Below are 25713 nucleotides of genomic sequence, written 5' to 3' on the forward strand. Positions count from 1 at the left end.
GTCACTTCTTCTTCGACTTGCCGGCGAGGATGCCTTCCACCGCCTGCTGGGTCATCGGGTGGTAACCGGCCTTCGCCGTGGCGTAGGTCTTCTTCGCAAACGCGAGGCCTTCCGGCGTGCGGGCAAAGGCCTTGTACACCGGCGTGGTGAGGTAGAGGCGGCCGATGCGGGTCATGTGCTCGGCGGCAGCGGTCCACACGTCCTTGTCGCCCGCGGCGATCGCGTGCGCGTACCAGCGCATACCGATCTCGGCGTTAGGCGTGCCGGTGAGGTGCCATGCGGCATCCAGGGCCTTCATCTTGTCGAGCGGCGGCACGTCCGGCATGCGGTCCAGGAAGTACATCCACTCCTGCGTGTTCCAGCCCTTCGCGTCGAGCTTGGCGGCGTCGAGCTTATTGGCGAGGAAGGCGGTGCGCTGCTGGTCGATGCTGTCGAAGCGAGCCGAGGTGGGCAGCGGCGCATCCTTCGGGATACCCGGCTGCCAGATCCACGCGCGCGCTTCCGCTTCGCTCATCTTGCCCGGGTTCTTGTCGAGCAGGTTGGCCTTCAGGTACGCAAACATCGTGTCGGTGTCGATGCTCTGGAAAGCGAAGTGCGCGAAGTAGCCCTTCAGGTAAGCGTCGAACGTCTCGCGGCCGAAGCGCTGCTCCAGCGTACGCAGGAACCACGAGCCCTTGTCGTAGGCGACCGACGACAGCGAATCGTCTGCGCCGACGCCACGTGCGTCCGGCGTGAGCTTCTGCGTGTTAGCCGGCATGTCGCCGATGGTCTTCTGCAGTTCGCGTGCGGAGAGCAGGGCTTCTTCGTCAGCCAGCGACTTGCCGTACACGGCCTCGGTGATGCGGCCCTGCACGTAGGTGGTGAAGCCTTCGTTGAGCCAGATATCGCGCCACGCGGCGCTGGTCACCAGGTTGCCGGACCACGAGTGCGCCAGTTCATGCGATACCAGCGACACCAGGCTCTTGTCGCCGACCAGCACGGTGGGCGTGGCGAACGTCATGTTCGGGTTTTCCATGCCACCGAACGGGAACGACGGCGGCAGCACGAGGATGTCGTAACGGCCCCAGGCGTACGGGCCGTACAGCTGCTCGGTGGTGGCGATCAGCTTTTCGGTGTCTTCGAATTCGTGCGCGGCCTTGCCGACCACGCTGGGCTCCGCATACACCGCGCTGCGCGGGCCGGTTTCCTTCACCGCGATGTCGCCCGCGGCGATGGCCAGCAGGTACGACGGGATCGGGTGTGGCTGGTCGAAGGTGAAGTCGCCATTGAGCGGATGCTTCGCGTCGTTGATGGCGCTCATCACCACGCGCACGTCCTTCGGCGCGCTGACATGCGCGTCGTAGGTAAAGCGGATGGCAGGCGAATCCTGCAGCGGCACCCAGGAGCGCGCATGGATGGATTCGGACTGCGAGAACATGAAGGGCTGCTTCTTGTCCGCCGTCTGTTCCGGCGTGAGCCACTGCAGGCCCGACGCTTCCGGCACGGTCGTGTAGGTGATCCGCACGCTGGCCGGGTGGGCCGGTGCCTGGATGGTCAGCTTGGAGCCGAGCTCCTTGTCGCGCGGCGAGAGCGCGAACTTCAGGGTCGTGGCCTTGCCCGAGGCATCCACCGCGTCGACGCTGGCGATCTTCAGGTCGCGCGTGTCGAGGACCAGGTCCTTCGCCTTCGCGTCTTTCCAGTCCAGCTTCAGCGTCGCGTTGCCGGCCAGCTCTTTCTTGCCGAAGTCCACCTTGAGGTCGAGGTCGAGGTGGCTCACCCGGACCACGTCCGGCTGGGCGTACGAGTGCGGATCGGCGGCGAAGGCGGCGACGGGGAACGCCATGGTGACGGCGACAACGGGTAGCAGACGCATGGGGACTTCCGGTGGAGGGAAGTGCCCAGTATGCCACCCGCCGCCGGACGGCGCCGTCGGGGACCCTTTAGACCTTGTAGGCGCGGTGGATCGCGACGATGCCGCTGGTGAGGTTGCGCACCTCGACGTGGCCGAAGCCGGCGGCCAGCATCATGCCCTTCAGGGTGTCCTGGTCCGGGTGCTTGCGGATCGACTCGGCCAGGTACTGGTAGCTGTCGGCGTCATTCGCAAACAGCCGGCCCAGGCGGGGCAGGATCTTGAAGGAATGCACGTCGTAAAGTTTCGAAAGCAGCGGGCTCTGCACCTTCGAGAACTCCAGCACGAGGGCACGGCCACCCGGCTTGAGGATCCGGTGCATGTCCGCCAGCGCCTTGTCCTTGTCGGTGACGTTGCGCAGGCCGAAGGCGATGGTGACGGCGTCGAAGCTGTTGTCCGGGAAGGGCAGGGCCTCGGCGTTCATCTGCGCCCAGCGCAGGCCCGAAACCAGGCCGCGGTCGGTCAGGCGGTCGCGGCCGACGCCGAGCATGGCGGCGTTGATGTCGCCCACCACCACCTCACCCTCGTCGCCGACGACCGGCTTGAGCAGCGCAGCGATGTCGCCCGTGCCGCCAGCCAGGTCGAGCACGCGGTCGCCACGGCGCACCCCGCTGACGGCCACGAAGTGGCGCTTCCACAGGCGGTGGATGCCGAACGACATCAGGTCGTTCATCAGGTCGTAGTTGCCCGCAACCGAGGTGAAGACCTGGCCGACGAGCTTCTGCTTGTCGGCCAGGGCGACCTCGCGGAAGCCAAAGTGCGTGGTTTTTTGCGTATCCATGCGGCCGATGTTACCGGGGATGGGGCCTGCCCGCGAGCGTGGGGCGGTGGGCGTCAATGGCCCTGGTAATCTCGCAGGCGGTTGAACACGTCGAATTCATTTCTGCCCACATGCAGATTCCCCGGGCTGTCGCCTCGAGGGCGCAGGTAGAGCCGTGGTCCTGATCCGGTCTGAACGGAGACCAGTTCCGCGCTCGGGCCGCGATTCAGGTGGGGGAGCCGGGCCAGGAGAGACCGGGGATCGATGCGCACCGCGAACGCGCTCCCGGGAGCGAGGTGGGTGCCGACTTCCGCGCTGATCTGGGCCAGCCGGCCGGCCGGTGTAGTGGTGGTGACGGGCACGCCGTGAAAGCCGGCATCCAGCCACTCCGTACGCAGGCTCGCCTGGTAATTTTCGTACCCCTGGTTCCCCAGGCGGCGAATCAGGTTGCTGTGCCTGAAAGGGCGATTGCCATAGAACCATAGCTCGGCCGGCGCCGCTGCCGGGTCAATGACCTGGATGGCTCCTGGTGCCTGGTGGCTGAGGTCGAGCGGCGCCCGCTGCGCGGGGTGGCCCAGGTCACGGTCCCGCGCCCGGGCATGGGCCTGCCAGCTGGCACGGTCCCAGCCGGCGCGTTGGGTTGGCGTCAGGCCCGTGCCGCCTGCCCGGCCAGACAGTTCATCGCGCATGCGCGCCGTCACCAGCTCGCGCTCAACGGGGTCGGGGAAGGCGCGCTCCAGTTCAGCCGTGTAGTCGTCGTACAGCCGGGCTTCCTGCACGCCGCGGCCGGCGCCCCGCCCCGAGCCGCCGCGCAGACCGACCCGGTGGTAGCCCCAGGTGCCCGCCGCCGTACGTTCAATGGCGGGGCCCCATCCCTGGGGGCGGCCCGGGCGTGCCAGGCGCCACGTGCCGTAGTCCGCGTCAAAGCGAACGGCGTAGGTCTTGCCATCGTGTTGCAGGTATCGCTGGCCATCGATGACCCGCAGCCCGTCGGCATCGATGACGCCACGGCCTCTGGGCAAGCCATGGGCCTCGTATTTCGCTTCGAACACCACGGTGGGTTGCCGTACCGGTGTGCCCTCGACCAGCCGCGTGCCCTGGCGGAAGCGTGCCGAGACGATGGCCTGGCCGATACCTCGCCCGATCAGGTGCGGCGAGACCACGCCCAGGGAGGCGACGTAGAAGTCCGTGAAATCGACGAAGGCGCGCGCGTGGTCGCCCGCCTTGATGTTGTCGTACATGCGCCATGCGGCCTGTGCGGCATGCGCGGGCGCGTAAAGTGCGGCCTTGGCGGTATTGACCACGAGGTTGTCGAACATCAGGTCGCGCGGCCATCCCACCAGCCACGCCCAGTCGGCCTCATTCGCCGCACGGCTGAAGGTGGCGACATTGCGAACCGCCTGCTGGACACCGACCTCGACCAGCGCATGGGATACATCCCCGGTGATATCGGCCTGTGTGAAGGGCGCCGCCGTCATCGTGTAGCCGGCTTCGTTGCCGCTGCCGAGCACCCAGTTGGCACGGGTATCGCCGGTAAAGCGGCGCGTGTTGCCGCTAGGCGACGGCACCGCGAACTCGTTAGGCAGGCGATCCAGGAGGTATTCGCGGAACGCGGGGTTATAGAAAAACCGTCGGGCTGCCTCGCCACGGCTTCTGAATTCGCGGAACGCCCGTCCATCGGGGGCATCGGGTGTATACAGCACGATGGTAGGCACGGATTCGATACGCTGCACGCCGATTTCCAGGATGCCGCTGACCGGTGTCCCCTCGTACATGACGTGGCGCGCCACGATGGCATGGCCTTCCACTTTGCGGCGCTTCGCCGCTACCGGGGCGTCGAGCACGGCCTCCACCCAGCGGAACCCACGCTGCGCGTGGTCGTCCAGGAACATGCTTGGCGCGCCTGGAAGGAAGTAGCCCAGCCTGGCCTCCGCGGCATGCAGGCGCATGCGCGCCAGGAACGTGGCAGCCGCGCCGTTGCGGCGCGTGTCCGCTTCGGCGCCAGTGCGGAAGTGCTCCTGAAGCAGGCCCTGGTAGTTCGTGGCGATGTCGCTGCGGCGGATCAGTTGACGGACTGCCATGTCGTGCAGCGCGGCAATCTCCTTGCCCTCGCTGTCGACGGCCTGCAAGCGGACCTTGTCGAACGCGGAGATGTTCTGGTAAGCCAGGTCGAGCAGGTTGAAGTAGACCACCGGCATTCCCTCGAACAGGGTTCGCAGTGATTGCGCGCGCCTTGCGAGATCGCCGTTATAGTCCGCCCGTACGCGGATCTCTTCGGCGGCCTGCACCACGCCCATCGTGGCCAGGCGTGCCGTGATCGCGCCGGAAGCGTACTCGACCAGTCCCGGAGGTGGCGCGTCGTGTTCGGTGGTGACCCGTAGCAGGTCGGCGTAATCGTCCTCGGCCTCGCGCCATGCGTCCGCCACGTCCCGGGGCACCTGTGCAAGGCGCGCCTCGTTCACGGCAGTCACCAGCCGGGCGTGGCGTGCGGCCAGCAGGGATTCGATATCGAACAGCACCGCGAGGTCGAGTGCACGGCCCATCGCGTCGGCGAAGCGGCCGCTTTGCCGTCCTCCCTCGGCCGCCATGCCCGCCTCGACCCAGCCCTGCGTCACTTTCGCTTCCTGCAGGCTGGCCACGCGACTTACGTAATGGTCGAAAGGCTCACCTTGCACCGCGCGCATCGACACCCACGGCCCCCGGCCGTCGCGGTAGACCTGCGCGAGTGAGATGCCGGGGAGCCGGCCGTCATCGGCCATGCGCTGGCGTGCGCGCTGTTCGACGGTGGCAAGTAATGCATGGGCATCGGCAAAGGATTCCCAGCCGTTGTCAGCGGTGAAAAGCAGCACGTCGCCGCGTTGTGCGATGTCCTGCAGCACCAGGGCCCCGGCGTAAGGCACCTGACCGAATACCAGTTCGCTCACCTCGAGGTGCCCTGGCAGCGCGCCGCCACGCGACGATGCCAGCGCTTGCACCATGCCGACGGCGCGGCTATCGAGCGTGCCATCTTCGCCGCGCAGCACGGCGAGTTGCCCGAGCGTGGCGGACAGGCGGCCCGAGAACCTCGCGCGGCGTTCGTCGGACCACCAGGCGCGCAGTTCAGCGATAAACGGATCGTGCGCCTGCTTATCGGCCTGGGTGGGCAGGGCCGGCATGCTGGCTAGCTCGCCCTGGGCCCACCGGTGGATGTCGACCAGCTGGTTGAAGGCGGTGGCGGCAACCTCGTGGGCGGCCGACGTGTGTGCAGGCGGCGCCTGCGGTGGCATGGCATCCATGCGCTCTCCTTTGCGTGGGGAAACTCCTACGCAAAACGTAGCGCCGGGATCAGGCCGGGTCTGTCAGTGGCCAACCGATGGGTCGTGTAGGGGATTCCCCTGCCGTGACGTCAGTGCTCGCCGTGGTGTCGCTGGTGTTCGTTGGCGACGTGGCGATCGTGCAACGACTCCGCGGTGGTTTCGCCCGGATCGCTCGGCGGCCGTGCATCGAGGTCGCGCTCGTTGTCGCCGCCCGGCGTGATCTTCAGGATCGAATGACGCACTTCGCGCGCGAGGATGACCTTGGCATCGCGCACCATGTCCTCCAGCGCCTCGGCGAAATCGAGCTTGCCGTTGTCGTCGGTCCACACGACCTTCGCTTCGCGCAGCTTCTGGATGAAACCGCGGAACAGGGCCTTGTCGAAGAACTCGGGTGCCGACAGTTCGTTGAGCATGCCCAGGCGTTGCGCGGTCAGCGTGCACGCGGTTTCCAGCTCGCCGGCCGACATGGTGTGCGGCCCGTTCTTCACCAGCGCCGCGATGGCGATGTAGTAGCGCTCGAACGCCTGCAGCATGCTGCGCGCGATCACGCGCAGCTGGTAGGCCCCATCGTCCTGGCCCGGGCCCCGCTCGAGCACGCGGCCTTCCGACGAGGCCTCAAGGATGCCGCGGCGTACGAAGAACTCGATGGTGTCCTGCACCTGCTTCGCAAACCCTTCGTCATCCCACGGCAGGAAAAGCTCGCCCTGGATAAACGGATAGATGATCTTGCCCAGGCGAATCACCGACGAACGTGACATGCGCCGGTTGTTGAGGAAGCACGCTGCCACCCAGGCCGCTGCCGCATTCAGGTGCAGCACGTTGTTGCGGAAGTAGGACAGCAGCACCGCCTGCTCGCCCTCCGTGACAAGGACGTCGCCAAGTGGATGGCGCACGCGGCGGATCCACTGCATCTGCTCGCCGTAAGCGATGATGCCCTGCGGATTCATCGCCGTCAGCGTCACGCGGTCGGAGTAGGGGAGCTCCTGGAAAAGCGACTTGGTGAGTTCCAGCTGCGCAAGCAGGTCGTTCTCGGCCATTGCATGCTTGGGCGTGGCCAGGATCGCCAGCGCCAGCAGGTTGATCGGGTTCACGTCCGCGGCGCGGTTGATGTTGACCTGGATCTTTTCGGCCAGGTCGTCCACCACGCTGTTGAGCCACTCCGGCTTGCTGTCGGCCTCGGAGGTGGTCTCGCGCCAGTCGGGCGCGGCGGCATCGAGCATCGGGGTCAGCAGGATCGGCTCACCGAAGTTCAGCGTGACGTGCCCGTAGCGCTGGCGCAGCACCTTCAGGCCGCGGATCAGGCCCAGCAGGGATTCCTTTTCCTTCGGCTTGCCGGTGAGCTCGCCCACGTACGACTTGCCCTCCATCAGCTTTTCGTAACCGATGTACACCGGCTGGAAAAGCACGGGCCGGCGCGGCGCACGGAGGAAGGCGCGCAGCGTCATGACCAGCATGCCGGCGCGTGGCGCGAGCAGGCGGCCCGTGCGCGAGCGCCCACCTTCGATGAAGTACTCCAGCGGCACGCCGCGGTCGACCAGCTGCGCGAGGTATTCGTTGAACACCACCGAATACATGGCGTTGCCCTTGAAGCTGCGGCGCAGGAAGAACGCACCGCCGCGACGCAGGATCGGGCCGACGACCGGGAGGTTGAGGTTCACGCCCGCGGCGATATGCGGTGGCACCACGCCGGAGTGATGCAGCTGGTAGGACAGCAGCAGGTAGTCGGTGTGGCTGCGGTGGCAGGGCACGTAGATCACTTCATGGCCGGGCGCGGCGGCGCGCACCTTGTCGAAGTGATGCATGGCGATGCCGTCGTACAGCTTGTTCCAGAAGTTGGACAGAAGGAACGACGTGGAGCGCACCACGGGATGCGAGTAATCCGCCGCGATTTCCAGGGCGAAGTCGCGCGCGCGTCGCTCGGCCTTGGCGTGGCTGATGTTTTCCTTGCTCGCCGTGGCGGCCACGGCATCGCGGACCGGCTGCGCATTCAGCACGGCATCCACCACCGTGCGCCGATGCGAAAGATCCGGGCCGATCACCGCCGCACGGATGCGCCGGAAGTGGGTGCGCAGCACGCGGGCGATCTTGCGGGTCAGCCGCTCGCTGGTGAGGCCCTGCGATTCGGAAAGCACCGTGCGCAGCGACACCGGCTCGGAGAAATGCACCACCGTGTCGCGGCCGTTGAGCAGCAGCGCCAGCATGCGGCGGAAGCGGCCGACCACCAGCCAGTTCTCGGCAAACAGCACGCTGAACCAGCCGCTTTCGCGGTTGGGCGCGCGGCCTACGTAGATCGATACCGGGATGACCTGGATATCGCGTTCCGGGTCGGCCTCGATCGCCCGGATCATCTGCCCGATCGGTTCCTTCGGCCCACGGGAATCCGTGCGGCCGAACAGCCAGCCGTGCTGGCGGCTGAGGGAGAACACCGAGCGCCGGCGGCGCCCCGGCAGCTCGAGCAACTGCATCGGGCTGGGCAGGCCGGCCTCGCGGCAGGCGCGCTCAAGGATCAGCGCATCCGACGTACCGTCGCGCTCGATGGCGTAGCACACCGCCGCACCGCTCCTGAGCAGCCCGGCCGGCTCGGCCGGATCACGCTTGATGCGCACCCAGGGCTCGAGCAGGCGCCCCAGCAGCTTGAACCACCACGGGGAGCGGGCGACATGGACGTGCGGATCCGCACTCATCGGTAATTCGGACATCGTGGGATTGTACGGCCTTAGTGGGGCTTCGCGGCCGCGACCGGCGCGGCCGCGCGGTCGGCGGTCGGCGCCGGGGCGGTGCTGGCAGGCGCTGGCACCGGTGCGGACGGAGGCGGATTCAGCTTGACGTGCTGGTTGCGCACGCTCTGCAGCAGGTCGCTGTCATACCAGCGGCCATCGAGCAGGACGAGGGTGGCGTCGGTCTGGATCGGCTTGTCCAGCAACGTATAGGTGATCGTCACATGGGCGGTGCCGCCCGTGTTTTCCAGCGTATCGATGCTGATCGACTCGAACGTCTTGTCGAGGGACAGCCCGTAGACATTGAAGAAGCCCTTGAGCCCCGTCCACATCGCGGCGTACGCCGTCATGGACTGGTTGAAGTCCATGCTGTGCAGCGCTTCGGGCGTGGTCAGGTGCGCCTTGCGGGAAGCATCCACCAGGACGCCGATGGCTTGCTTAGCCTTGTCCTGGTCACCCCATGCCACCGTCTGCGCCCAGGGCGCGATGACGTTGACCGCCTCGCGCAGCTGCCGCTTCTGGGGGATGGTGAGGTCCTTCGCCTGCTCGATCGCGGTCAGCGCCATGGACTGGGCCACGCCGGTCAGCAACGGCATCTGGTCCTTGTACTCGCGGTCGAAGCGCACGAGCGTGGGGCGCAGGTCGGCGTAGAGCTTTTTTTCGGCATCCGGCTCGGTCAGGCGTTTCACGCCGTTCTCGAACTTGGCCCGGTCATCGTCGTTGATCGGTTCTTCGGCCGCGTTGCGCCGCGGCCAGTCAGCCTTCAGCGCGGCGAAATCCGCCGGGGGCAGGGCGTGCTGCCAGAACATGTCGAACTTGCCATCGCGGATCAGTTCCAGCGACTCGCGCACGGCGTCCTCGGGCGAACCGCCTCCCGGCGTGCCCGGCGCTTCCTTGTGCCGGTTGCATCCCGCAACCAGTGCCAGCACCAACAACAGCGCCCAGGCCTTGGGGAATTTGCGCATCATGGCTTCATCGTCCGCGAGGAGCGGGGGAGGCGAGGTTACGAGGCGCGCGGCTGGGCGGCAAGTGACCCCGGATAAAGAAAAACCCCGGAGACGGAAGGTCTCACGGGGTCATCCGGCCCGAAGCCGGCAAGGGAAATGGCCTTGCCTGCATTGCTTTTGGCACCGCAGGTGTTGGCGAGGCAGATGATAGTTGGACGACATTGCTAAAGCAATACGTCACAAAACTACGCCTAACCTACTGAATTTACTGGGTGCGTAGTGCGCCGATCTTCTTCTGGCGGCGTTCTTCGCGCGGCAAGGTGTAGTCGTTGTCGAACAGCGCCGGCTCCCAGCTACCGTACGTCGGGTTGGGCAGGACGAACCAGCGCTCGCCGATCCAGGCCGTGTACGGCGCCATGGCCTTGGCGCGGCCCTCGGCCGTATTGCCGTAGACGTTGGCGAAATCGCCGATCTGGTCGCCGAACTGCATCAGCACGCGGTACTTGCTGGCGATCAGCTGGCGGCGGCAGCCCTTTTCGGTGCCCGCCTGCTCGCAGCCTTCAACGAAGGTGCCCAGGCCGAGGAAGGATTCCTTGCCGGCGACCGGGAAGCCCGCCTTGCGCAGGTTCTCCAGCGTCACGTCGTTGAGGTCTTTCGCGCGGTTGGAGACGAAGATGACGGCGATGCCGTGGTCCGCCGCGAACTTCGTGAAGGCGACGGCGCCTGGCATCGGCTTCGCCACGCCTTCCTGGCACCACGCCGCCCATTCGGCTTCGTTGTACTCACCGCCGGCGCGGATCAGGCGCGCCTGGTACGGCGAGTTGTCCAGCGCCGTCTCGTCCACGTCGAGCACCACGGCCGGCTTCAGGCCCTTCAGCGCGGGGTGCGCTTCGCGGTCGTCCTTGGCCAGGGCGTCCCACGTCGCGTCGGCCTTCGCTTTGAGAAGTTTCTCCTGCGCGTCGCGGTAGGTCTGGATGTAGATCAGGTCATGTTCGTTCGACGTCTGCGCCCAGAGCACGGCGTTCAGGTTGTCGTCCGCGGCGGGACCCTTCGCCGCCGGTTCGGCGGCCGGGGCGGCCTGTGCGGCCGGCGCGGCGGCTACCGGCGCATGCGGCGCGGAGGCGCAGCCAGCGAGGACGAGGGCGGCGGCGAGCGCAGCCGGGGCGAACTTGATCATGGGATTCCCTGGGTAAATCGGGCGCCTGTGCCCGAGGGCCGGCGATTGTGGCGGCAGTTTACGACAGCGTGACGACGGCGGCACGCCTATGGCGCGTGCACCCCGTGTACTGACAGACTGCGGCCTGATCTTCGATAAGGCCCTCCATGGACGCCGAGACCCGGACCCGCGCCGTGCGCATCGCCAGCTACATCCTCGCCGGTGTCGCGCTCCTGCTGGTGATGTTCCTGCGCCTGCTTCCCGCACTGCTGGCGGGGTTGCTGGTGTACGAGGTCGTGGTCTCCGTGGCCCCGCTGATGGGACGCCGGATATCCGGCGAGCGCGCCCGCATCCTCGCGGTCGCCCTGGTGGGCGTGGTGGTCGTCGGGCTTCTCACCCTGCTGATCCTCGGCGCGGTGAGCTTTTTCCGCATGGAGATCGGCAACCCGGCGGACCTGTGGCAGAACAAGCTGATGCCGATGGTCGACCGTGCCCGTGGGCAGTTGCCCCCCGCCATCGTCGGCATGCTGCCCGAAAGCGTCGACGCGCTGCGCGTCACCGCCCTCGAATGGGCGCGCTCCCACGCGGTAACGCTGCAGCTTGCCGGCAAGGAAGCGGCCCGCGTGCTCGTGCACATCCTGCTGGGCCTGATCCTGGGTGCCTTTGTCGCCCTCAGTCGCGCGCGTCCCACGCACCAGATCGGTCCGTTTGCCGCGGAACTCGGCCTGCGCTGCGCCCGCCTGGCCGACGCCTTCCACAACATCGTGTTCGCGCAGATCAAGATCTCGCTCGTAAACACGGCCTTCACGGCCATCTTCCTCGTGGTGGTGCTGCCGCTCTTCGGCCAGCACCTGCCGCTGACCAAGACGCTCATCGTGATCACCTTCATCGTTGGCCTGCTGCCGGTCATCGGCAACCTGATCTCGAACACCTTCATCACCATCGTCGGCCTCTCGGTGGGCCTGTACGTCGGCCTGGGGGCGCTGGCCTTCCTGATCCTGATCCACAAGCTCGAATACTTCCTCAACGCGCGCATCGTCGGCGGGCAGATCCGGGCCCGCGCGTGGGAGCTGCTGGTGGCCATGCTGGTGTTCGAAGCGGCCTTCGGCTTGCCCGGCCTCGTGGCTGCCCCCATCTTCTACGCCTACATCAAGGCTGAACTGGAAGCGGAACGCTTGATCTAGCGTTCATCGCCCGGCTGCTGGAATCCGCCCACGTTTCAAAGGAGTGTCCGCATGGTCCGCACGCCGGCCGATTCCCGCGTGGTTCGCCTCGTCAGCTACGGCCTCGCCGCGCTGGCCCTGTGGGGCGTGCTCATGCTCCATCTCATCTCCGCGCTGCTCGCCGGCCTGCTGGTGTACGAGGTGGTGGAGGCGATGACGCCCCTGATCCGCCGCGCCATCCCCGGTGAACGGGCCCGCCTGATTGCCGTGGGCGTGGTCACGGTCGTGGTGGTGGGTGCCATCGTGCTGATCGTCGTCGGCGGCCTCAGCTTCTATCGCCGCGACCTGGGCGACCCGCAGGAACTGTGGGACACAAAGCTGCTGCCCCTGCTGACCAAGGCGCACGAGCAGCTGCCCGCGTGGATCACCACCAACCTGCCCGACAGCTTCGCGGACTTCCGCTCGCAGGGCATGGGCTGGGCGCACGAGCATTCCGGGGACCTGCGGCTGATGGGAACCACCGCGGCGCGCGTGTTCGCGCACATCCTCATCGGACTCGTGCTCGGCGCCATCGTGGCGGTATCGCACGGCAGCGGTGGCCGTCCGTCGCGCCCGCTGGCGTTCGAGCTTTCCATGCGCGCCTCGCGCCTGGCCGATGCCTTCCACAACATCATCTTCGCGCAGCTGAAGATCTCGGCGATCAATACCGCGCTGGCGGCCGGCTTCCTGCTCATCGCGCTGCCCCTGTTCGGCGTGCACGTGCCGCTGGCGAAAACGCTGGTGCTGGTGACTTTCGTCGTCGGCCTGCTGCCGGTGGTGGGCAACCTGATCTCCAACACCCTGGTGACGATCGCGGCGCTGTCGGTAAGCCTCTGGGTGGGCGTTGCCGCCCTCGGCTTCCTGATCGTCGTGCACAAGCTGGAGTACTTCCTCAACGCGCGCATCGTCGGCGGCCAGATCCGCGCGCGCACGTGGGAGTTGCTGACCGCGATGCTGGTGTTCGAGGCGGCCTTTGGCCTCGCCGGCCTGGTGGCTGGCCCCATCTACTACGCGTACCTGAAGAGCGAGCTCGAGGCCGAACAGCTGATCTGAGCGATCAGCCGTTCCCGGCCAGCATGGCGCGGATGCGCGCCATGTGCGATTCGGCGGTTTCCTTCTTCACCTCGGCGTCGGCCTCGGGATTCTGTCCGTCCCAGTGCAGGTCGTCGCCCGGCAGTTCGTCGAGGAAGCGGCTGGGGTCGTTGTTCAGCACTTCGCCGTATTTGCGCGAGCGCGCCGAGAACGACAACGTCAGCATCTCCTTGGCGCGGGTGATGCCCACGTACATCAGCCGGCGTTCTTCATCCAGCCGGCCTTCGTCGATCGCGCCTTCGTGCGGCAGGGTGCCGTCTTCGCAACCCACGATAAAGACGAAGCGGAACTCCAGGCCTTTCGCCGAATGCAGCGTCATCATCCGCAGCGCGTTGCCCGGGTCGTCGCGGTCGGCGTGGCTGAGCAGGGCCAGCTGCTGGGCGATATCACCCGTGCGGCCACCGTCACGGCCCATGGCGCGGAACCAGTCGATCAGCTCGCGCAGGTTGCCCATGCGCCGCTCACGCAGTACCTCGTCGGTGGTCGTGGCCGCCACGTGCGCGCCGTAGCCGGTCTTTTCGATCACGGTGGCCACGAGGTCGGCGGCGCTTTCGTGCACGGCGTGGCTGCGCAGTTCGTCCATCAGGCGGGCGAAGCTGGCCAGCGCCGAGGCCGGGCGTGCGGAAATGTTCTTCAGCGCGCTGTCGCTGCGCGCCGCGTCCATCAGCGAGGCGTTGCGCGCCTGCGCCATCTCACCGAGTTTCTCCAGCGACGTCGAGCCGATCTCACGCTTGGGCACGTTGACGATGCGCAGGAACGCCGCGTCGTCCGTGGGGTTGGTGAGCAGGCGCAGGTAGCTGAGGATGTCCTTCACCTCCGCGCGGTCCAGGAACGACAGCGCGCCACTGAGGTGGTACGGGACGCGGGCGAGGCGCAGCGCCTTTTCGATGGGGCGCGCCTGGAAGTTGCCGCGATACAGGATGCAGAAGTCATCCCAGCGGCAGCCCTTGTCCTTGAATTTTTCGTGCAGGCTCGATGCGATGGAGGCGATCTTTTCCGCCTCGTGGTCGTTGTCCTTGCACTCGATGACACGGATGGGCGGCCCTTCGACGTGGTCGCTCCACAGCTTCTTTTCGTGCACGTGCGGATTGTTGGCGATGAGCTGGTTGGCCGCGCGCAGGATGCGCTTGGCGCAGCGGTAGTTCTGCTCCAGCTTGATCACCTTCAGCTGCGGGAAATCGCGGCCGAGCTGGTCGATGTTTTCCGGGTTCGCGCCGCGCCAGGCGTAGATGCTCTGGTCGTCGTCACCCACGCAGGTGAAGCGTGCCTTCGGCCCGGCAATCGCCTTGAGCAGGCGGTACTGCGCGTCATTGGTGTCCTGGTATTCGTCCACCAGCAGGTAGCGCAGGCGCTCCTGCCAGATGGCGCGCGCGTCCGCATCGCCTTCGAGGATGCTGAGCGGCAGGCGGATCAGGTCGTCGAAGTCCACCGCGTTGAACGCGGCGAGGCGGCGCTGGTAAAGGTCGTAGATCGACGCGGCTTCCATCTCGCGCGCCGTGCGCGCGCTGGCCATCGCCTCGTCGGGGGTCATGCCGGCGTTCTTGGCCTTGCCCACGAGGTTGCGGATGCCCTGGATCACGTCCGGCTTCACGCCCTTGGGCGAAAGCTCCTTGATCATGTTGGCGCTGTCGTCCGCGTCCAGGACCGAGAAGCCGCGGCGCAGCTGCGCGCGCTCGTGCTCGATCTGCAGGAACTTCAGGCCGAGTGCGTGGAACGTGCACACCGTGAGTGCGCGTGCCGACTCGTCGGAAATGAGCTTGCCCACGCGCTCGCGCATTTCCTTCGCCGCCTTGTTGGTGAAGGTGATCGCGGCGATCTTCTCCGCGGCCAGATGGCGGCGCGAGATCAGGTGGGAAATTTTTTCCGTGATGACGCGGGTCTTGCCGGAACCGGCGCCAGCGAGCACGAGGAGGGGGCCGTCGCAGTACTCGACAGCCGCGTGTTGTTGAGGGTTAAGCATTAGGGGTGGCTAGCGCGACGGGCGCCAGAATGGTACCAAGAAAAATGGCCGACGCAGGCGAATCGTTGAGCTCCAAGCAGAATATCGGACGGTGGTTGGCTGGCCATCGGACGTGCAGGCTACCGTCCGCCCGCGCCGCGTCGGCTGAAAGGGGGTAGGCGAAAGCTGTGCGTTTTTGACACGGGCTCAAAGGTTTCTGGCTCGAAATAATTCAACAAGTCGTTAGTGGAGAATGTCTGGAGCGCTGTTCTCTGGTCCGTCCGCATGGATACTACCTCACATGTGAATCCATTCCGCCGAAGCTCTGGTTCCGAAGCGATTTTCAAGTAAACATCAATTTCGATGGATTCATCCGGGCGTAACGGTACAGCCGTCTCATACGTAAATACAGTGATGGCCTTTCCATCCACAAGCGCCTTTGTATAGATCCGGATCCGGTATCCGAGCGCCAGCGATCCGACGTTTATAATTTCTGTGGCAAAGCGCGTTGCTTTTTTTTCCTCAGACCATTCATTCGTGATACTCCTGAGCGAAAGACGTGGCGCTGTCTGATCCTCATTCGCACGCTTATCTTCAGCTCGGTGATGCTCAAGTGTTGCAAGCTGTGCGATTTGGTTTGCATTTGCAGCTCGCAGCAGCTCAGCTTGCTCGGTCATCGCTGACATCGTGGCGATCAGCTGTTGCCGTTGAAGAAAGAACGAGCGCGCAGCCCACAACAGCGCTAGGGGCGCAAAAATCCCGCCAAGAAAGCCACCAATTAGGTTGAGTTCCGAGGCCGATGGAGCTGTGCCACTAAGTTTCAAAAAGCCGGCGCCGCGCAGTAGGGCGAACGCGACGCACGTGGTAGCGAATGTCACCGAAGCAAGAGTTGCGGCCCAAGCGTCGATGTTTAGGAATTTGGCCTTCACGGCGTGAGCCTTGCTGAGTCAATTGGAGGGTTTGTGAAACGGTCTCGCGTGGCCTCATCAGCCCGTTCGTACCTATGACATCTGACTGTTCCACACTGATCTTGGCATTACTACGCCACAGTAATATTTTGATATGCCTCGATCTAGAGCTGCGACGAATCGCTCCATTTGGTCGATACGGCCCTTGAAGTCGGAGAGGCTGAATCCAGGAGGGACACGGCCCTCGTGGGCGATCCCAGTTCGGAGATCATTCAACGATGTAAGCATCAATTCACCATTCATCTTCCCGGCGGAGTTTATGACTGGCCAAATTGCCCGCACGCCAAGTCTCCGAAACAACTGAGGCAGATTCTTCGGGGATGGGTATTTCTTCTTTTCGAGGAACGAAGCCGTTTCGAGCTGAGTCTGAAGCTGGCTTGCTTGCCCCCATTGCGCGACTTTGCGCGCAGCGGCGGCGACGGATTCGAGCAACGCGCCTTCGTCCTCGGCGAAACCAAATTTGCGATAACCGCGTCCTAGGTTCTCACTCTTGTGAAGAATGTAGCCAAGCATCAAGTCTGGTACCCGATCAAGAGCAGGGCTCGCATGAACGATCGCAGCAATGAGGTCTTCGACGAGGCTTTTGACGTACTGTTCAAATTGAGCGAAGGCGAATACGTAGTAAGCAGCCAGAAGCCTGGATTCGCCTCCCCCATAACTCCGGGCGTGTCTGTACAGAGGCATGAGCTCAGTCAATGACTGACTTATCTGCAGCTGAAACGCGCGTCGCGCCCTGCTGTGCCTGTAGCTCATAGGCTTTTCAGAAGCGCTGAAACTTTGTGGATTCTTCCTTGCAAAGCCGCCTTGTCGCTCGTTGCTAGCGTCACGCTACGCGAGAAGTCATTGTCATTCTGAAGTGCGTCGAATGCGGCTCGGACCTTCGCTTTTCTCTTGCCAAGTTCGATGTATCGGGCTTCAGTAAGGCGGGAGCACGAAATCATCTGAGCGTCAAATACTGCGGCATTAAATCTCGCGCGACCATCCTTGGCATAGGCGAACGAACTTGCGCCAAACAGTTCGACAGCCCTCGCATGAGCTCGTCTAATTGTATCCACGAGCTCCTCGATTTTATCGTCAGCGACGTTACGGTTGTTTTCGGCATAGCTCGATATGAACGTCGCGAGAGGCTTTTCGTAGGCGCCAATGCCGCTTACGAGTGCCCAGAAGCGAATTACGAGTTCCTCGGCTTTCATGCGCTTATCTTTGCGTCCACCGAAATGCGCTTGAAGTTGCAGTTCCTTCGCGACAGAAGACGCGGCCTTCAAGAGAGGGCCGTAATAGAGGCCGTGCCGGAGTTCTTGGCGCGTTAGCGCGACGGCACCGGAATTCAGCCGCTCGAATACGTCGAACTTGACCTGGGGATGTGTCTCTTTGAGGATGACAGTGCACCGAAGGACTCGATTGTTCACATGTCGGAAGATTCTCTTGTCAAGCTGTGAGCAGTACAGTCCGCTGAGCTCTGGATAACTAGTCATTCCTGTGAGGGCAAATTCATCGGCAAGGAATCGCTTCAAGCTATTCAATCGCTGATTGCCGTCGATCACCGAAAATGTCTCATCTCTCTCTTGATTGAGATAGATGACCGGGATGGGGCATTGGATTATGAGCGACTCTACCAAGCGAGAGGCTTGGCGGTCGCTCCACACATACCGCCGCTGAAAGTTCGGGACCGTGACTTCTTTCTTATCCATCATTGCGACTAGCGTCGAAACGGAAAAGTCGTATTGCTCAGTACGCAAGACGCGCCTTTCCGGGGGAATGGATAGTATTGCTTCCTCCAGTTCCTCCTCGGGCTCGGACGGAAAGAGGGCGTCAGCGAGCGTCTCTTGGTCCTGACTGAATATTTTCTTTGATGCCATGGGGTTCCCCCTCCCTGATGGATTGTTTGGCGAGCTAGCTTACCCGTAGTCGCTATACCTCGCATTAGTGCGCTGGCGTCAGTTTTTGGGCTAGGCCACATGACGCTTGGCCGGTACCATGGGTGGCTGGAAAGCTGGAATCCAAGGCATGGCCAAGCTGTATTTCTATTATTCGGCGATGAACGCCGGCAAGACCACGACCCTGCTGCAGAGCGCTCACAACTACCACGAGCGTGGCATGCGGACCCTGATTCTCACCCCGGCGCTGGACAACCGCTACGGGGAAGGCATCGTCGCCTCGCGGATTGGCCTGCAGGCCCGCGCCATGCGCTTCGCGGGCGACGAAGACATCTTTTCCGTGGTGGAGCGCGATATCGCGGCCCGCGGCCCCCTGCACTGCGTGCTGGTGGACGAAGCCCAGTTCCTGAGCAAGAACCAGGTCTGGCAGCTCACCGACGTGGTGGACCGCCTGCATATCCCCGTGCTGGCCTATGGCCTGCGCACGGATTTCATGGGCGAGCTGTTCGAGGGCAGTCGCTACCTGCTGGCCTGGGCGGACAATCTCGACGAGATCAAGACGATCTGCCATTCGGGCAAGAAGGCCACCATGGTGGTCCGCGTGGATGAACACGGCCGCGCCGTCACCCAGGGCCCGCAGGTTGAGATCGGCGGCAACGACCGCTATGTCTCGGTGAGCCGCGCGGAGTTCAAGACGATCACCGCCGGCGAAGGCCGTATCGAGCTGCAGCAATCCGTGCTGCCGCTGGGTGAAACCGAACCGACCGAAGGAAACGACGCGTGACCGAGACGACGACTACCGCCGCCAGCTGGCCGCGCCCCCACTGGCAGCCCAGCGACGAGCACGGCGTGCTGCTGTTCTTCGTGTTCGGCAGCTTTCCCGAGGATGTGGCCATCCCCTCGATTAAGTACGGCAGCCCGGGCCTTCCGGAGGGTGTGGAAATGCGCCGCTTCCAGAACGCCGTGCTGAAGCGCTGGGAAGGCTACCCGCTGGACGGTGCGCTCGGCGACCTGCTCCGCGAGGACAGCCCCGAAGCCTACGCGAAGGCGAAGGCCGCCCCTCACGTCATGGCGATCCGCGGCCGCTTCCCGGACCAGGACAGCCTGGACTACCTGCGCGACACGCTCGGCGTGGTCGCGGCCCTCACCGACGTGGGTGGCAGCGTGGTCATCGACCCGCAGATCCTCACCCTGTTCGACGCGGCCGCCTGGCGTGAGCATTACCTGGTGGACGGCGGCGCACCGACGCGCCACCACGTGCTGATCCTGTGCAGCCCAGAAGCGACCCCGGGACGCTCGTGGATCCGCACGCGCGGCATGCGCAAGTTCGGCCGCCCCGATGTGAGCCTTACCAACGTGCCCGACAGCCTGATCGATTACGCCGGCGCGCTCGCCGAGCGCTTCGTCGACCTCGGTGCGCTGGGTACGCATTTCGAAGACGGGCAGGCCGTTGAAGTCGATGGCGTGAACGGTGGCCTTATCGTCGCGCTGAGCGGTGACGAGACCGACCCGACGTTCAACAATTCCCACGCGGCGATGCGCTGGCCCGATTGATCGTCGGGCGTCAGCGCTGGCAGTGCGGGCAATAGAACGACGCCCGCTGTCCCAGCGTCACCACGCGAATCGGCGTGCCGCACACCTTGCACGCCTCGCCTGCGCGGCCGTACGCGAACAGTTCCTGGAAGAAGTAGCCCGGCGCACCGTCGGGCGCGAGGAAGTCGCGTAGCGTGGTGCCGCCACGGTTAATGGCCAGCGCGAGGATGCGCTTCACTTCCTGCGCGAGTCGCAGGTAACGCTCGCGCGATACCTTGCCCGCCGCGCGGCGTGGATCGATACCTGCCGCGAACAGCGCTTCGCTGGCGTAGATGTTGCCGACGCCGACGACCACCGCGTTGTCCATCAGGAAGGTCTTTACCGGTGCCGTGCGTCCCCGCGAGAGCTGGTACATGCGCTCGCCATCGAAGTCGTCGGTCAGCGGCTCGGGGCCAATGCCCTCGAGCAGCTCGTGCGTTTCGCCCGGCATCTGCCACAGCAAGGCACCGAAGCGGCGTGGATCGGTAAAGCGCAGCACGCTGCCCGTATCGAAGGCGATATCGACATGGTCGTGTTTCGCAATGGGCGTATCGGCAGGCAACACGCGCAGCATGCCCGACATGCCCAGGTGCAGCAGGGCCGTGCCCGCGCTGGTGTTCAGCAGCAGGTATTTCGCCCGGCGATCGACGCTGTCGACCACCTGGCCCGGCAGCAGCTCGGCCACTTCCCGGGGGATCGGCCAGCGCAGGTCGGGGCGGCGCAGGACCACGCCCGTGACGCGCCGGCCTTCGATATGGGGCGCGATCCCGCGACGGGTGGTTTCGACTTCAGGTAATTCGGGCATGCACGGAATGTGGGGTTATCCGGCGCCCGGGGCAAGCGCGGCTCACATCGGGTCGGTGGGCAGGGCCTTGGTGCGCGGGGCGCGCGGCAGGGCCTGCGCGGGAATGAACGCGATGCGGTTGCCGACGCGGGCGTAGCGCTGGCGGCCCAGCGCGGCCATGTCGCCGTATTCGATGCGGGTGTCGTCGAGGGTCAGCACGGCGAGCGGGGGTGTCAGGCCCAGCTTGGCAAGGTCGAAGTCACTGGCGGGCTTCCATTCGGCCACGGGCGTTTCGGCCAGCAGCGCAAGATCCGCCGGCCGGCCCTGGTCGACGCCGGTCCAGCCGTCGCCGCTGCGCTCGAAATGCTGTGGCGCCACGCCCTTCATCGTCAGGTCGATGCGCTTCACGTCGACGGGGTCAAGGTTGGTGAGCGTGTGGGCGCGCAGCTCCGCGGTGTCGGCATGCATCTGCCACGCCACCGCACCGATCAGCGCCAGCAGTACGACGATGCCGATGATTCGCGCGCGCATGCTCAACGCCTCCGCCGGCGCCAGGCGATGAAGCCACCGGCCGCCAGCAGCAACACGGGCAGCGCCACCAGGAAACCGAACGTGAGCGCCGTGAGGCCATCCTGCGAGACGTTGATCACGCGATCCGGGGCGCCACGGGCCGGCAGGTCCACCAGCACGTCGTCGCCGAGCAGCCAGTTGAACAGCCGCTCGCCGAGGGCGCGGTTGCCACCGTTGCCGACGTAGGTGTTGGAGAGGAAATCGCCGTCGCCGATCACCACCGCACGCTGCTCGCTTTTATCGGGGCTGGGCGAGAGACGATTCAGCGCGAAACCAAAGTCCAGCGGACCCTTGAGTTCACCAGCTTCCGGATGAAAGGCGATGGTGGAAGGCGAGGCGTTGTCGATGCCGCCAAACGCGGTCCAGCTGCGCGCGCCGGAACGCAGGAACGGCACGACGGCCCAGTCGTGGTCGGAGACCTGGGCCAGCGCCGACACCTGCGGGAACAGCGTGGTGTCGCGGAACGCGCGGGTAATCGCGTGGAAGGGGTACTCCGCCTCGACGACGATGCGTGGGTCCTTCACGTTGAGCGTGCTGCCCTGGCCGTCCACCAGTACGCCCGGCAGCACGCGTACGCCAAGCACATCCGCCAGCGCGCCCGTGCCCAGGTCGTCATTTCCCGGCTCGGTCAGCCACAGCAGGTTGCCGCCGCCATGGATGTAATCGACCAGCGCCGCCACGGCCGGTGCCGGCAGTGCGGAAGTCGGGCTGGCCAGCACCACCAGGTCGGTGTGCTCGGGTACGCCCTGCGTCTGGCTGAAATTCAGCGGCACGGCGCGCAGGCCGCGACGCTCCATCTGGCGCATGAACACGCCGAGATCGGCATTGGCGATGCCGTCGCCCTGCCGCTCGCCATCGCCGGTGACGAACGCCACGATGCGATCGGCGCCGCGTGCGAGCCGCTCCAGCGCGTTGGAGAGGTTGCGCTCGTTGATCGGGCTTTCGACGCGTTCCTCCCGGCCCTTGTAGCGGATGAGCAGGGCGCCGTCGCCGGCGATGCCGAGCTGGCGCGACGCGGCCGGATCCTTGTCCGGATCGACGAAGGACAGCACGAGGTCGTGCTTCGCGCGGCTATAGCGTTCGATCACCGCGGCGGTCTGCTCGCGCAGCGGGCCGGTGGGCGAGAGGTAGCCCACCACCTGGACCTCGCCGGGCAGCTTCGCCAGGACCGCGACGCTTTCGGGTGCGAGGCTGGCGCGCGCGCCGCGGGTCCAGTCGGCGGTCCACACATGGCGCGAACTCAGGAAGCCCAGGCAGCCTGCGGCAACGAACAGCCCCAGCACGACGAGCCAGCGATCAAAACGGCGCATCACTGGCGCTCCCGGTCGGCGCCGAGGCGGCGGATGGCAAGGATCAGCGCGAGCGCCGTGATCAGGAGAAACCACACGACATCCACCGAGGTGACCAGGCCGCGCAGGAGATTCTGCAAATGCGTGGCCATCGCCATCCAGTCGAGGAAGCCACCGCTGACGCCAGCGGCCTGCGCCCCGCGGTCGATGGTCCACAGCGCGAGCGTGATGATCAGCGCCATGGCGGCGGCGATGGCGGGGAAGGCGGTCGCCGCCGAGCACGCGACACCGATGGCCGCGAGGGTGGCCAGCGCAAGCGCGGTGCCCAGGGTCGCCGCGGCGAGCTTGCCCCAGTCGGCGGTGCCGCCCGTGCCGACGATCAGCGGCATGGCCAGGGTCGCCAGCAGCCAGAGTCCCAGCCATGCCAGCACGGCCAGGTACTTGCCGATGACGATGCGCCACGGCGCCAGGCCCGTGGAAGCGAGCAGGGCGAGGGTGCCCGTGCGGCGTTCGCCGGCCAGCAGGGACATCGTCATCAGGGGCACGACGAGGAAGGAAAGCTTGATCAGCTCGGCCAGCAGGGGGATGGCGACGAGGTCGGTGAACCCCGGGGCGTCGGCCACGGCGGCCAGCTTCACCTGCGCGCCGAGGAACTGGCCCAGGCCAAGGACGAAGGTCCACGCCAGCCAGGCGATGGTCAGGGCGGCCAGCGCCCAGGCCAGTGGGCGCACGGCGAGGCGGCGAAGTTCGAGGCGGGTCACGGCGGCGAGGCTCATGCGGCCGCTCCCGTGGCGATGGTGAAGAACGTGGACTCGAGGGCCTTACCGCCGGCTTCGCCAGCGAGCGGCGCATCGTGGCGCAGGCGGCCCTCGTGAAGGATGGCCACGCGGTCGCATACCGCCACCACTTCACCCAGGACGTGGGTGGAGAGAATGACGGCGGTGCCCGCGGCGGCGCGCTCACGGATCAGCTTGCGCAGTTCACCCACCTGCACCGGATCCAGCGCGTTGGCGGGCTCGTCGAGGATAAGGAGGGCCGGCTCGTGGACGAGGGCGCAGGCCAGGCCAAGGCGCTGGCGCTGGCCCTGCGACAGCACGCCGGCGAGGCGGCGGCGCAGGTCGCCCAGCTGCAGGCGGTTGATGATGTGGCCCGCGGCGGCCCGGGCATCACGCTTCGAGGCGCCACGCAGGGCCGAAAAGGCCTGCAGGTGTTCCTCGACGGTGAGTTCAGGCCACAGCGGCGCGCTTTCCGGCAGCCAGCCGATCAGCTGCCGGGCGATGCCGGGCGCTGACACAAAGTCGCGGCCATCGAGCGTAATGGTGCCCGAATCGGGTGCCAGGGCACCTGCCAGCATCTGCAGGGTGGTGGATTTACCCGCCCCATTGACCCCGAGCAGGCCGAGCACTTCGCCCCGGTTCAGCGAAAACGAGACGTCGGTGACGGCGGGGCGGCCAGCGCGGCGTCGCGAAACGCCTGCGACATTCAGCAAAGCTGGCGTCATCATGCGCCTAAATCGCCGATCGGCGCCCAACGCGCAGGATCCTGCGCGCATCGTGCGCGGACGGTTTCACATGGCTGAACAGGGCGGGTCGCGGTCATCGGGCGATTGTGCGGAAAGCGCGCCAATACACACAACCATGGGCTTCACAATTTGCCGCGTCCCGTGCTGGTGGGTATGGAACGCCGCATATAAACTGCATCTTGTACATCCCCTTCACTACCCTGGCGGTAACGACTCGATGTTCGACACGGTGCTCGACTTCCTGGCCAACGGCCTCACCCGCGCTACGTGGGGCGAGATGGTGGTCTATATGCTCGTGGTCACCCAGCTCACCATTTTCACGGTGACGCTGTACTACCACCGCAGCGCAACCCATCGCGGCGTCGATTTCCACTGGACCCTCAACGGTTTCTTCCGTTTCTGGGGGTGGCTGACCACCGGTATGGTCGTGAAGGAGTGGGTGGCTATCCACCGCAAGCACCACGCCAAGGTCGAGACCGAGGAAGATCCGCATAGCCCGCAGATCTTCGGCATCAAGAAGGTGTTCCTGGACGGTGTGTCCCTCTACCGTGAGGCCAGCTACAACAAGGCCGACATGGAGAAATACGGCCGCGGTACGCCGGAAGACTGGTTCGAGCGCCACCTGTTCGGCAAGCACCCGTACTGGGGGCCCGTGCTGATGGCCATCATCAATGTCTCGCTGTTCGGCGTGATCGGCATGGCCCTGTGGGCCATCCAGATGCTCTGGATCCCGTTCTGGGCCGCCGGCTTCGTCAACGGCATCGGCCACTGGTGGGGCTACCGCAACTTCGAAAGCAGCGACACCGCGACGAACATCTCGCCGTGGGGCTTCTGGATCGGTGGCGAAGAGCTGCACAACAACCACCACGCCTTCCCGAGCTCGGCGAAGTTCGCCCTGCGCAAGTGGGAGTTCGATATTGGCTGGGCGGCGATCTGTTCCCTGCGCGCCGTTCGCCTGGCGAAGGTGCTGCGCGTCGCGCCGACGCTGAACATCCGCCCGAACGTGCACCTGCCGGACGCCGAAACGCTGAAGGGCGTGCTGACGCTGCGTTTCCAGGCCACCACGGACTACTACCGCAACGTCATCCTGCCGACGATGCGCGAGGAAGTGGGCCAGGCGGGCGACCGCATGAAGGCCATTCCGCGCCGCATGCGTCGTGCGCTGGCTGACGGCGGCCGCTGGCTCGACAACGATGCCCGCGAGCGCATGCAGGCCGCGCTGGCCAATCGTCCGGCCCTGCAGACGGTGTGCGATTTCCGCGCCCGCCTGGTGGCTTTGATGGAAGAGCGTGGTGCAGACAAGGCGCTCAACGCCCTGCAGCAGTGGATCCACGAAGCGGAAGAAAGCGGCATCCGTTCGCTGCAGCAGTTCGCGCAGCGGCTGAAGGGTTACTCCGCCGTCGGCGCCTGATCCTCGCTACCCGCCCGGAAACGAAAAGACCCGCCTCACCGGCGGGTCTTTTTTTTTGCATCGCCCGCGGTGTGCAGGCGAAAAAAAACCCGCCTTTCGGCGGGTCTTTCGAAGATCAATTACTTGATCTTGCCTTCCTTGTACATCACGTGCTTGCGGATGACGGGATCGTACTTCTTGATCTCCATCTTTTCCGGCGTGTTCTTCTTGTTCTTGTCCGTGGTGTAGAAGTGCCCGGTACCCGCGGAGGAGATCAGGCGAATCTTGTCGCGCTTGCCAGCCATTGTCAGACTCCTTTAGATCTTCTCGCCACGGGCACGGAGGTCGGCCAGCACGGCTTCGATGCCGTTCTTGTCGATGGTGCGCAGGGCATGATTCGAAACGCGCAGCTTGACCCAACGGCCTTCGCTGGCGACCCAGAAGCGACGCTCGTGCAGGTTCGGCAACCAGCGGCGACGGGTCTTGTTGTTCGCGTGCGAGACGTTGTTACCGGTCTGCACACCCTTGTTGGTGACTTGGCATCTACGGGCCATGGGGCCTCCTTATAGATTCTGTTAGACCACCCTTTGGCCAGGGTGGCATCGGCCCAGCAGCGCAACCCGTGGAAACAGGGGCGCCACGCGATGGCTGGAGATGGAGCGCTTCCGCCAGTTCGAGGCCCGCGTCGCGTGACGGACCTGCCCGACGAATCGGGTTGGCATAGGGAAGCCGGGCATTCTCCCA

At 65.4% G+C, this 25713-nt stretch carries 22 protein-coding genes; 5 read left to right on the forward strand and 17 right to left on the reverse strand.

Annotated elements, in window-relative coordinates:
* Position 1: 1 nt before the first annotated feature.
* The 6 genes from FIV34_RS01795 to FIV34_RS01820 form a co-directional block, all read right to left on the reverse strand.
* On the reverse strand, positions 2-1852 hold the full coding sequence (locus FIV34_RS01795) for a M1 family metallopeptidase (RefSeq protein ID WP_139979084.1): 1851 nt from the start codon (positions 1850-1852) through the stop codon (positions 2-4).
* A 67-nt stretch (positions 1853-1919) separates the two neighbouring features.
* Positions 1920-2669: a bifunctional demethylmenaquinone methyltransferase/2-methoxy-6-polyprenyl-1,4-benzoquinol methylase UbiE gene (ubiE, locus tag FIV34_RS01800; protein WP_139979086.1), complete on the reverse strand. Its 750-nt coding sequence runs from the start codon at positions 2667-2669 to the stop codon at positions 1920-1922.
* Positions 2670-2722: 53 nt separating this feature from the next.
* A complete protein-coding gene (locus FIV34_RS01805; RefSeq protein ID WP_139979088.1) occupies positions 2723-5923 on the reverse strand; it encodes a dermonecrotic toxin domain-containing protein in 3201 nt (1066 codons plus the stop codon).
* Between the two features lie 110 nt (positions 5924-6033).
* Entirely contained in the window at positions 6034-8643 is a 2610-nt protein-coding gene (gene plsB, locus FIV34_RS01810; RefSeq protein WP_246058725.1) for a glycerol-3-phosphate 1-O-acyltransferase PlsB, read from the reverse strand.
* A gap of 17 nt (positions 8644-8660) precedes the next feature.
* Positions 8661-9629 carry a hypothetical protein gene (locus FIV34_RS01815; protein ID WP_139979092.1) on the reverse strand — a complete coding sequence of 323 codons (969 nt, stop codon included), beginning with the start codon at positions 9627-9629 and terminating at the stop codon, positions 8661-8663.
* A gap of 244 nt (positions 9630-9873) precedes the next feature.
* Complete coding sequence (locus FIV34_RS01820; RefSeq protein ID WP_139979095.1) at positions 9874-10785, reverse strand: 5'-nucleotidase, lipoprotein e(P4) family; 912 nt, start codon at positions 10783-10785, stop codon at positions 9874-9876.
* A 146-nt stretch (positions 10786-10931) separates the two neighbouring features.
* Between FIV34_RS01820 and FIV34_RS01825 the strand changes: the two genes are divergently transcribed.
* Both FIV34_RS01825 and FIV34_RS01830 read left to right on the forward strand, forming a co-directional pair.
* Positions 10932-11948, forward strand: coding sequence for an AI-2E family transporter (locus tag FIV34_RS01825; RefSeq protein ID WP_139979097.1), 1017 nt, complete (start codon positions 10932-10934; stop codon positions 11946-11948).
* Between the two features lie 51 nt (positions 11949-11999).
* Positions 12000-13019 (forward strand): AI-2E family transporter, encoded by a 1020-nt coding sequence (locus FIV34_RS01830; protein ID WP_139979099.1) that lies wholly within the window; start codon positions 12000-12002, stop codon positions 13017-13019.
* 4 nt (positions 13020-13023) lie between these two features.
* Here FIV34_RS01830 and FIV34_RS01835 read toward each other — a convergent pair whose 3' ends face one another.
* From FIV34_RS01835 to FIV34_RS01850, 4 genes are all read right to left on the reverse strand, one after another.
* Complete coding sequence (locus FIV34_RS01835) at positions 13024-15018, reverse strand: UvrD-helicase domain-containing protein (RefSeq protein ID WP_139979101.1); 1995 nt, start codon at positions 15016-15018, stop codon at positions 13024-13026.
* 119 nt (positions 15019-15137) lie between these two features.
* The gene (locus FIV34_RS01840) at positions 15138-15926 is read right to left on the reverse strand and encodes a hypothetical protein (protein ID WP_139979103.1); all 789 of its coding nucleotides are present in this window, start codon (positions 15924-15926) and stop codon (positions 15138-15140) included.
* A gap of 72 nt (positions 15927-15998) precedes the next feature.
* Positions 15999-16718 carry a HEPN domain-containing protein gene (locus FIV34_RS01845; RefSeq protein ID WP_139979105.1) on the reverse strand — a complete coding sequence of 240 codons (720 nt, stop codon included), beginning with the start codon at positions 16716-16718 and terminating at the stop codon, positions 15999-16001.
* The gene (locus tag FIV34_RS01850) at positions 16715-17824 is read right to left on the reverse strand and encodes a DUF262 domain-containing protein (protein WP_139979107.1); all 1110 of its coding nucleotides are present in this window, start codon (positions 17822-17824) and stop codon (positions 16715-16717) included. The genes FIV34_RS01845 and FIV34_RS01850 overlap by 4 nt, the downstream gene beginning before the upstream one ends.
* Before the next feature lie 148 nt (positions 17825-17972).
* Here FIV34_RS01850 and FIV34_RS01855 point away from each other — a divergent pair, with 148 nt between their 5' ends.
* Both FIV34_RS01855 and FIV34_RS01860 read left to right on the forward strand, forming a co-directional pair.
* A complete protein-coding gene (locus tag FIV34_RS01855) occupies positions 17973-18626 on the forward strand; it encodes a thymidine kinase (protein ID WP_139979109.1) in 654 nt (217 codons plus the stop codon).
* Positions 18623-19396, forward strand: a complete 774-nt coding sequence (locus tag FIV34_RS01860; RefSeq protein ID WP_139979111.1) for a hypothetical protein — start codon at positions 18623-18625, stop codon at positions 19394-19396. Before FIV34_RS01855 ends, FIV34_RS01860 begins: the two co-directional genes overlap by 4 nt.
* A 10-nt stretch (positions 19397-19406) precedes the next feature.
* On the opposite strand, the gene mutM is transcribed toward FIV34_RS01860, so the two are convergent.
* The 5 genes from mutM to FIV34_RS01885 are packed head-to-tail and all read right to left on the reverse strand — an operon-like array spanning position 19407 to position 23561.
* Positions 19407-20219, reverse strand: a complete 813-nt coding sequence (mutM, locus tag FIV34_RS01865) for a bifunctional DNA-formamidopyrimidine glycosylase/DNA-(apurinic or apyrimidinic site) lyase (RefSeq protein WP_139979114.1) — start codon at positions 20217-20219, stop codon at positions 19407-19409.
* 42 nt (positions 20220-20261) lie between these two features.
* A complete protein-coding gene (locus tag FIV34_RS01870) occupies positions 20262-20729 on the reverse strand; it encodes a hypothetical protein (RefSeq protein ID WP_139979117.1) in 468 nt (155 codons plus the stop codon).
* Between the two features lie 2 nt (positions 20730-20731).
* Entirely contained in the window at positions 20732-22078 is a 1347-nt protein-coding gene (locus FIV34_RS01875) for a GldG family protein (protein ID WP_139979119.1), read from the reverse strand.
* Complete coding sequence (locus tag FIV34_RS01880; protein WP_139979121.1) at positions 22078-22833, reverse strand: ABC transporter permease; 756 nt, start codon at positions 22831-22833, stop codon at positions 22078-22080. Before FIV34_RS01880 ends, FIV34_RS01875 begins: the two co-directional genes overlap by 1 nt.
* Entirely contained in the window at positions 22830-23561 is a 732-nt protein-coding gene (locus FIV34_RS01885) for an ABC transporter ATP-binding protein (protein ID WP_139979123.1), read from the reverse strand. The genes FIV34_RS01880 and FIV34_RS01885 overlap by 4 nt, the downstream gene beginning before the upstream one ends.
* Before the next feature lie 235 nt (positions 23562-23796).
* Here FIV34_RS01885 and FIV34_RS01890 point away from each other — a divergent pair, with 235 nt between their 5' ends.
* Positions 23797-24990, forward strand: coding sequence for a DesA family fatty acid desaturase (locus FIV34_RS01890; protein WP_139979126.1), 1194 nt, complete (start codon positions 23797-23799; stop codon positions 24988-24990).
* A gap of 119 nt (positions 24991-25109) precedes the next feature.
* On the opposite strand, the gene rpmG is transcribed toward FIV34_RS01890, so the two are convergent.
* Positions 25110-25274, reverse strand: a complete 165-nt coding sequence (rpmG, locus tag FIV34_RS01895) for a 50S ribosomal protein L33 (protein WP_139979128.1) — start codon at positions 25272-25274, stop codon at positions 25110-25112.
* Between the two features lie 12 nt (positions 25275-25286).
* Complete coding sequence (rpmB, locus tag FIV34_RS01900) at positions 25287-25523, reverse strand: 50S ribosomal protein L28 (RefSeq protein ID WP_139979130.1); 237 nt, start codon at positions 25521-25523, stop codon at positions 25287-25289.
* Between the last annotated feature and the right edge of the window lie 190 nt (positions 25524-25713).

Source organism: Luteibacter pinisoli (assembly GCF_006385595.1).
In the GTDB taxonomy this organism is placed as follows: domain Bacteria; phylum Pseudomonadota; class Gammaproteobacteria; order Xanthomonadales; family Rhodanobacteraceae; genus Luteibacter; species Luteibacter pinisoli.

Bases quoted from the DNA above. Each gene is read 5' to 3' on its own strand.
- FIV34_RS01835 (WP_139979101.1), bottom strand. From the start codon at position 15,018: ATGCTTAACCCTCAACAACACGCGGCTGTCGAGTACTGCGACGGCCCC.
- plsB (WP_246058725.1), bottom strand. From the start codon at position 8,643: ATGTCCGAATTACCGATGAGTGCGGATCCGCACGTCCATGTCGCCCGC.
- FIV34_RS01890 (WP_139979126.1), top strand. From the start codon at position 23,797: ATGTTCGACACGGTGCTCGACTTCCTGGCCAACGGCCTCACCCGCGCT.
- FIV34_RS01885 (WP_139979123.1), bottom strand. From the start codon at position 23,561: ATGATGACGCCAGCTTTGCTGAATGTCGCAGGCGTTTCGCGACGCCGC.
- FIV34_RS01850 (WP_139979107.1), bottom strand. From the start codon at position 17,824: ATGGCATCAAAGAAAATATTCAGTCAGGACCAAGAGACGCTCGCTGAC.
- ubiE (WP_139979086.1), bottom strand. From the start codon at position 2,669: ATGGATACGCAAAAAACCACGCACTTTGGCTTCCGCGAGGTCGCCCTG.
- FIV34_RS01830 (WP_139979099.1), top strand. From the start codon at position 12,000: ATGGTCCGCACGCCGGCCGATTCCCGCGTGGTTCGCCTCGTCAGCTAC.
- FIV34_RS01795 (WP_139979084.1), bottom strand. From the start codon at position 1,852: ATGCGTCTGCTACCCGTTGTCGCCGTCACCATGGCGTTCCCCGTCGCC.
- FIV34_RS01875 (WP_139979119.1), bottom strand. From the start codon at position 22,078: ATGCGCCGTTTTGATCGCTGGCTCGTCGTGCTGGGGCTGTTCGTTGCC.
- mutM (WP_139979114.1), bottom strand. From the start codon at position 20,219: ATGCCCGAATTACCTGAAGTCGAAACCACCCGTCGCGGGATCGCGCCC.
- FIV34_RS01845 (WP_139979105.1), bottom strand. From the start codon at position 16,718: ATGAGCTACAGGCACAGCAGGGCGCGACGCGCGTTTCAGCTGCAGATA.
- FIV34_RS01870 (WP_139979117.1), bottom strand. From the start codon at position 20,729: ATGCGCGCGCGAATCATCGGCATCGTCGTACTGCTGGCGCTGATCGGT.
- FIV34_RS01815 (WP_139979092.1), bottom strand. From the start codon at position 9,629: ATGATGCGCAAATTCCCCAAGGCCTGGGCGCTGTTGTTGGTGCTGGCA.
- FIV34_RS01805 (WP_139979088.1), bottom strand. From the start codon at position 5,923: ATGGATGCCATGCCACCGCAGGCGCCGCCTGCACACACGTCGGCCGCC.
- rpmG (WP_139979128.1), bottom strand. From the start codon at position 25,274: ATGGCTGGCAAGCGCGACAAGATTCGCCTGATCTCCTCCGCGGGTACC.
- rpmB (WP_139979130.1), bottom strand. From the start codon at position 25,523: ATGGCCCGTAGATGCCAAGTCACCAACAAGGGTGTGCAGACCGGTAAC.
- FIV34_RS01880 (WP_139979121.1), bottom strand. From the start codon at position 22,833: ATGAGCCTCGCCGCCGTGACCCGCCTCGAACTTCGCCGCCTCGCCGTG.
- FIV34_RS01855 (WP_139979109.1), top strand. From the start codon at position 17,973: ATGGCCAAGCTGTATTTCTATTATTCGGCGATGAACGCCGGCAAGACC.
- FIV34_RS01825 (WP_139979097.1), top strand. From the start codon at position 10,932: ATGGACGCCGAGACCCGGACCCGCGCCGTGCGCATCGCCAGCTACATC.
- FIV34_RS01820 (WP_139979095.1), bottom strand. From the start codon at position 10,785: ATGATCAAGTTCGCCCCGGCTGCGCTCGCCGCCGCCCTCGTCCTCGCT.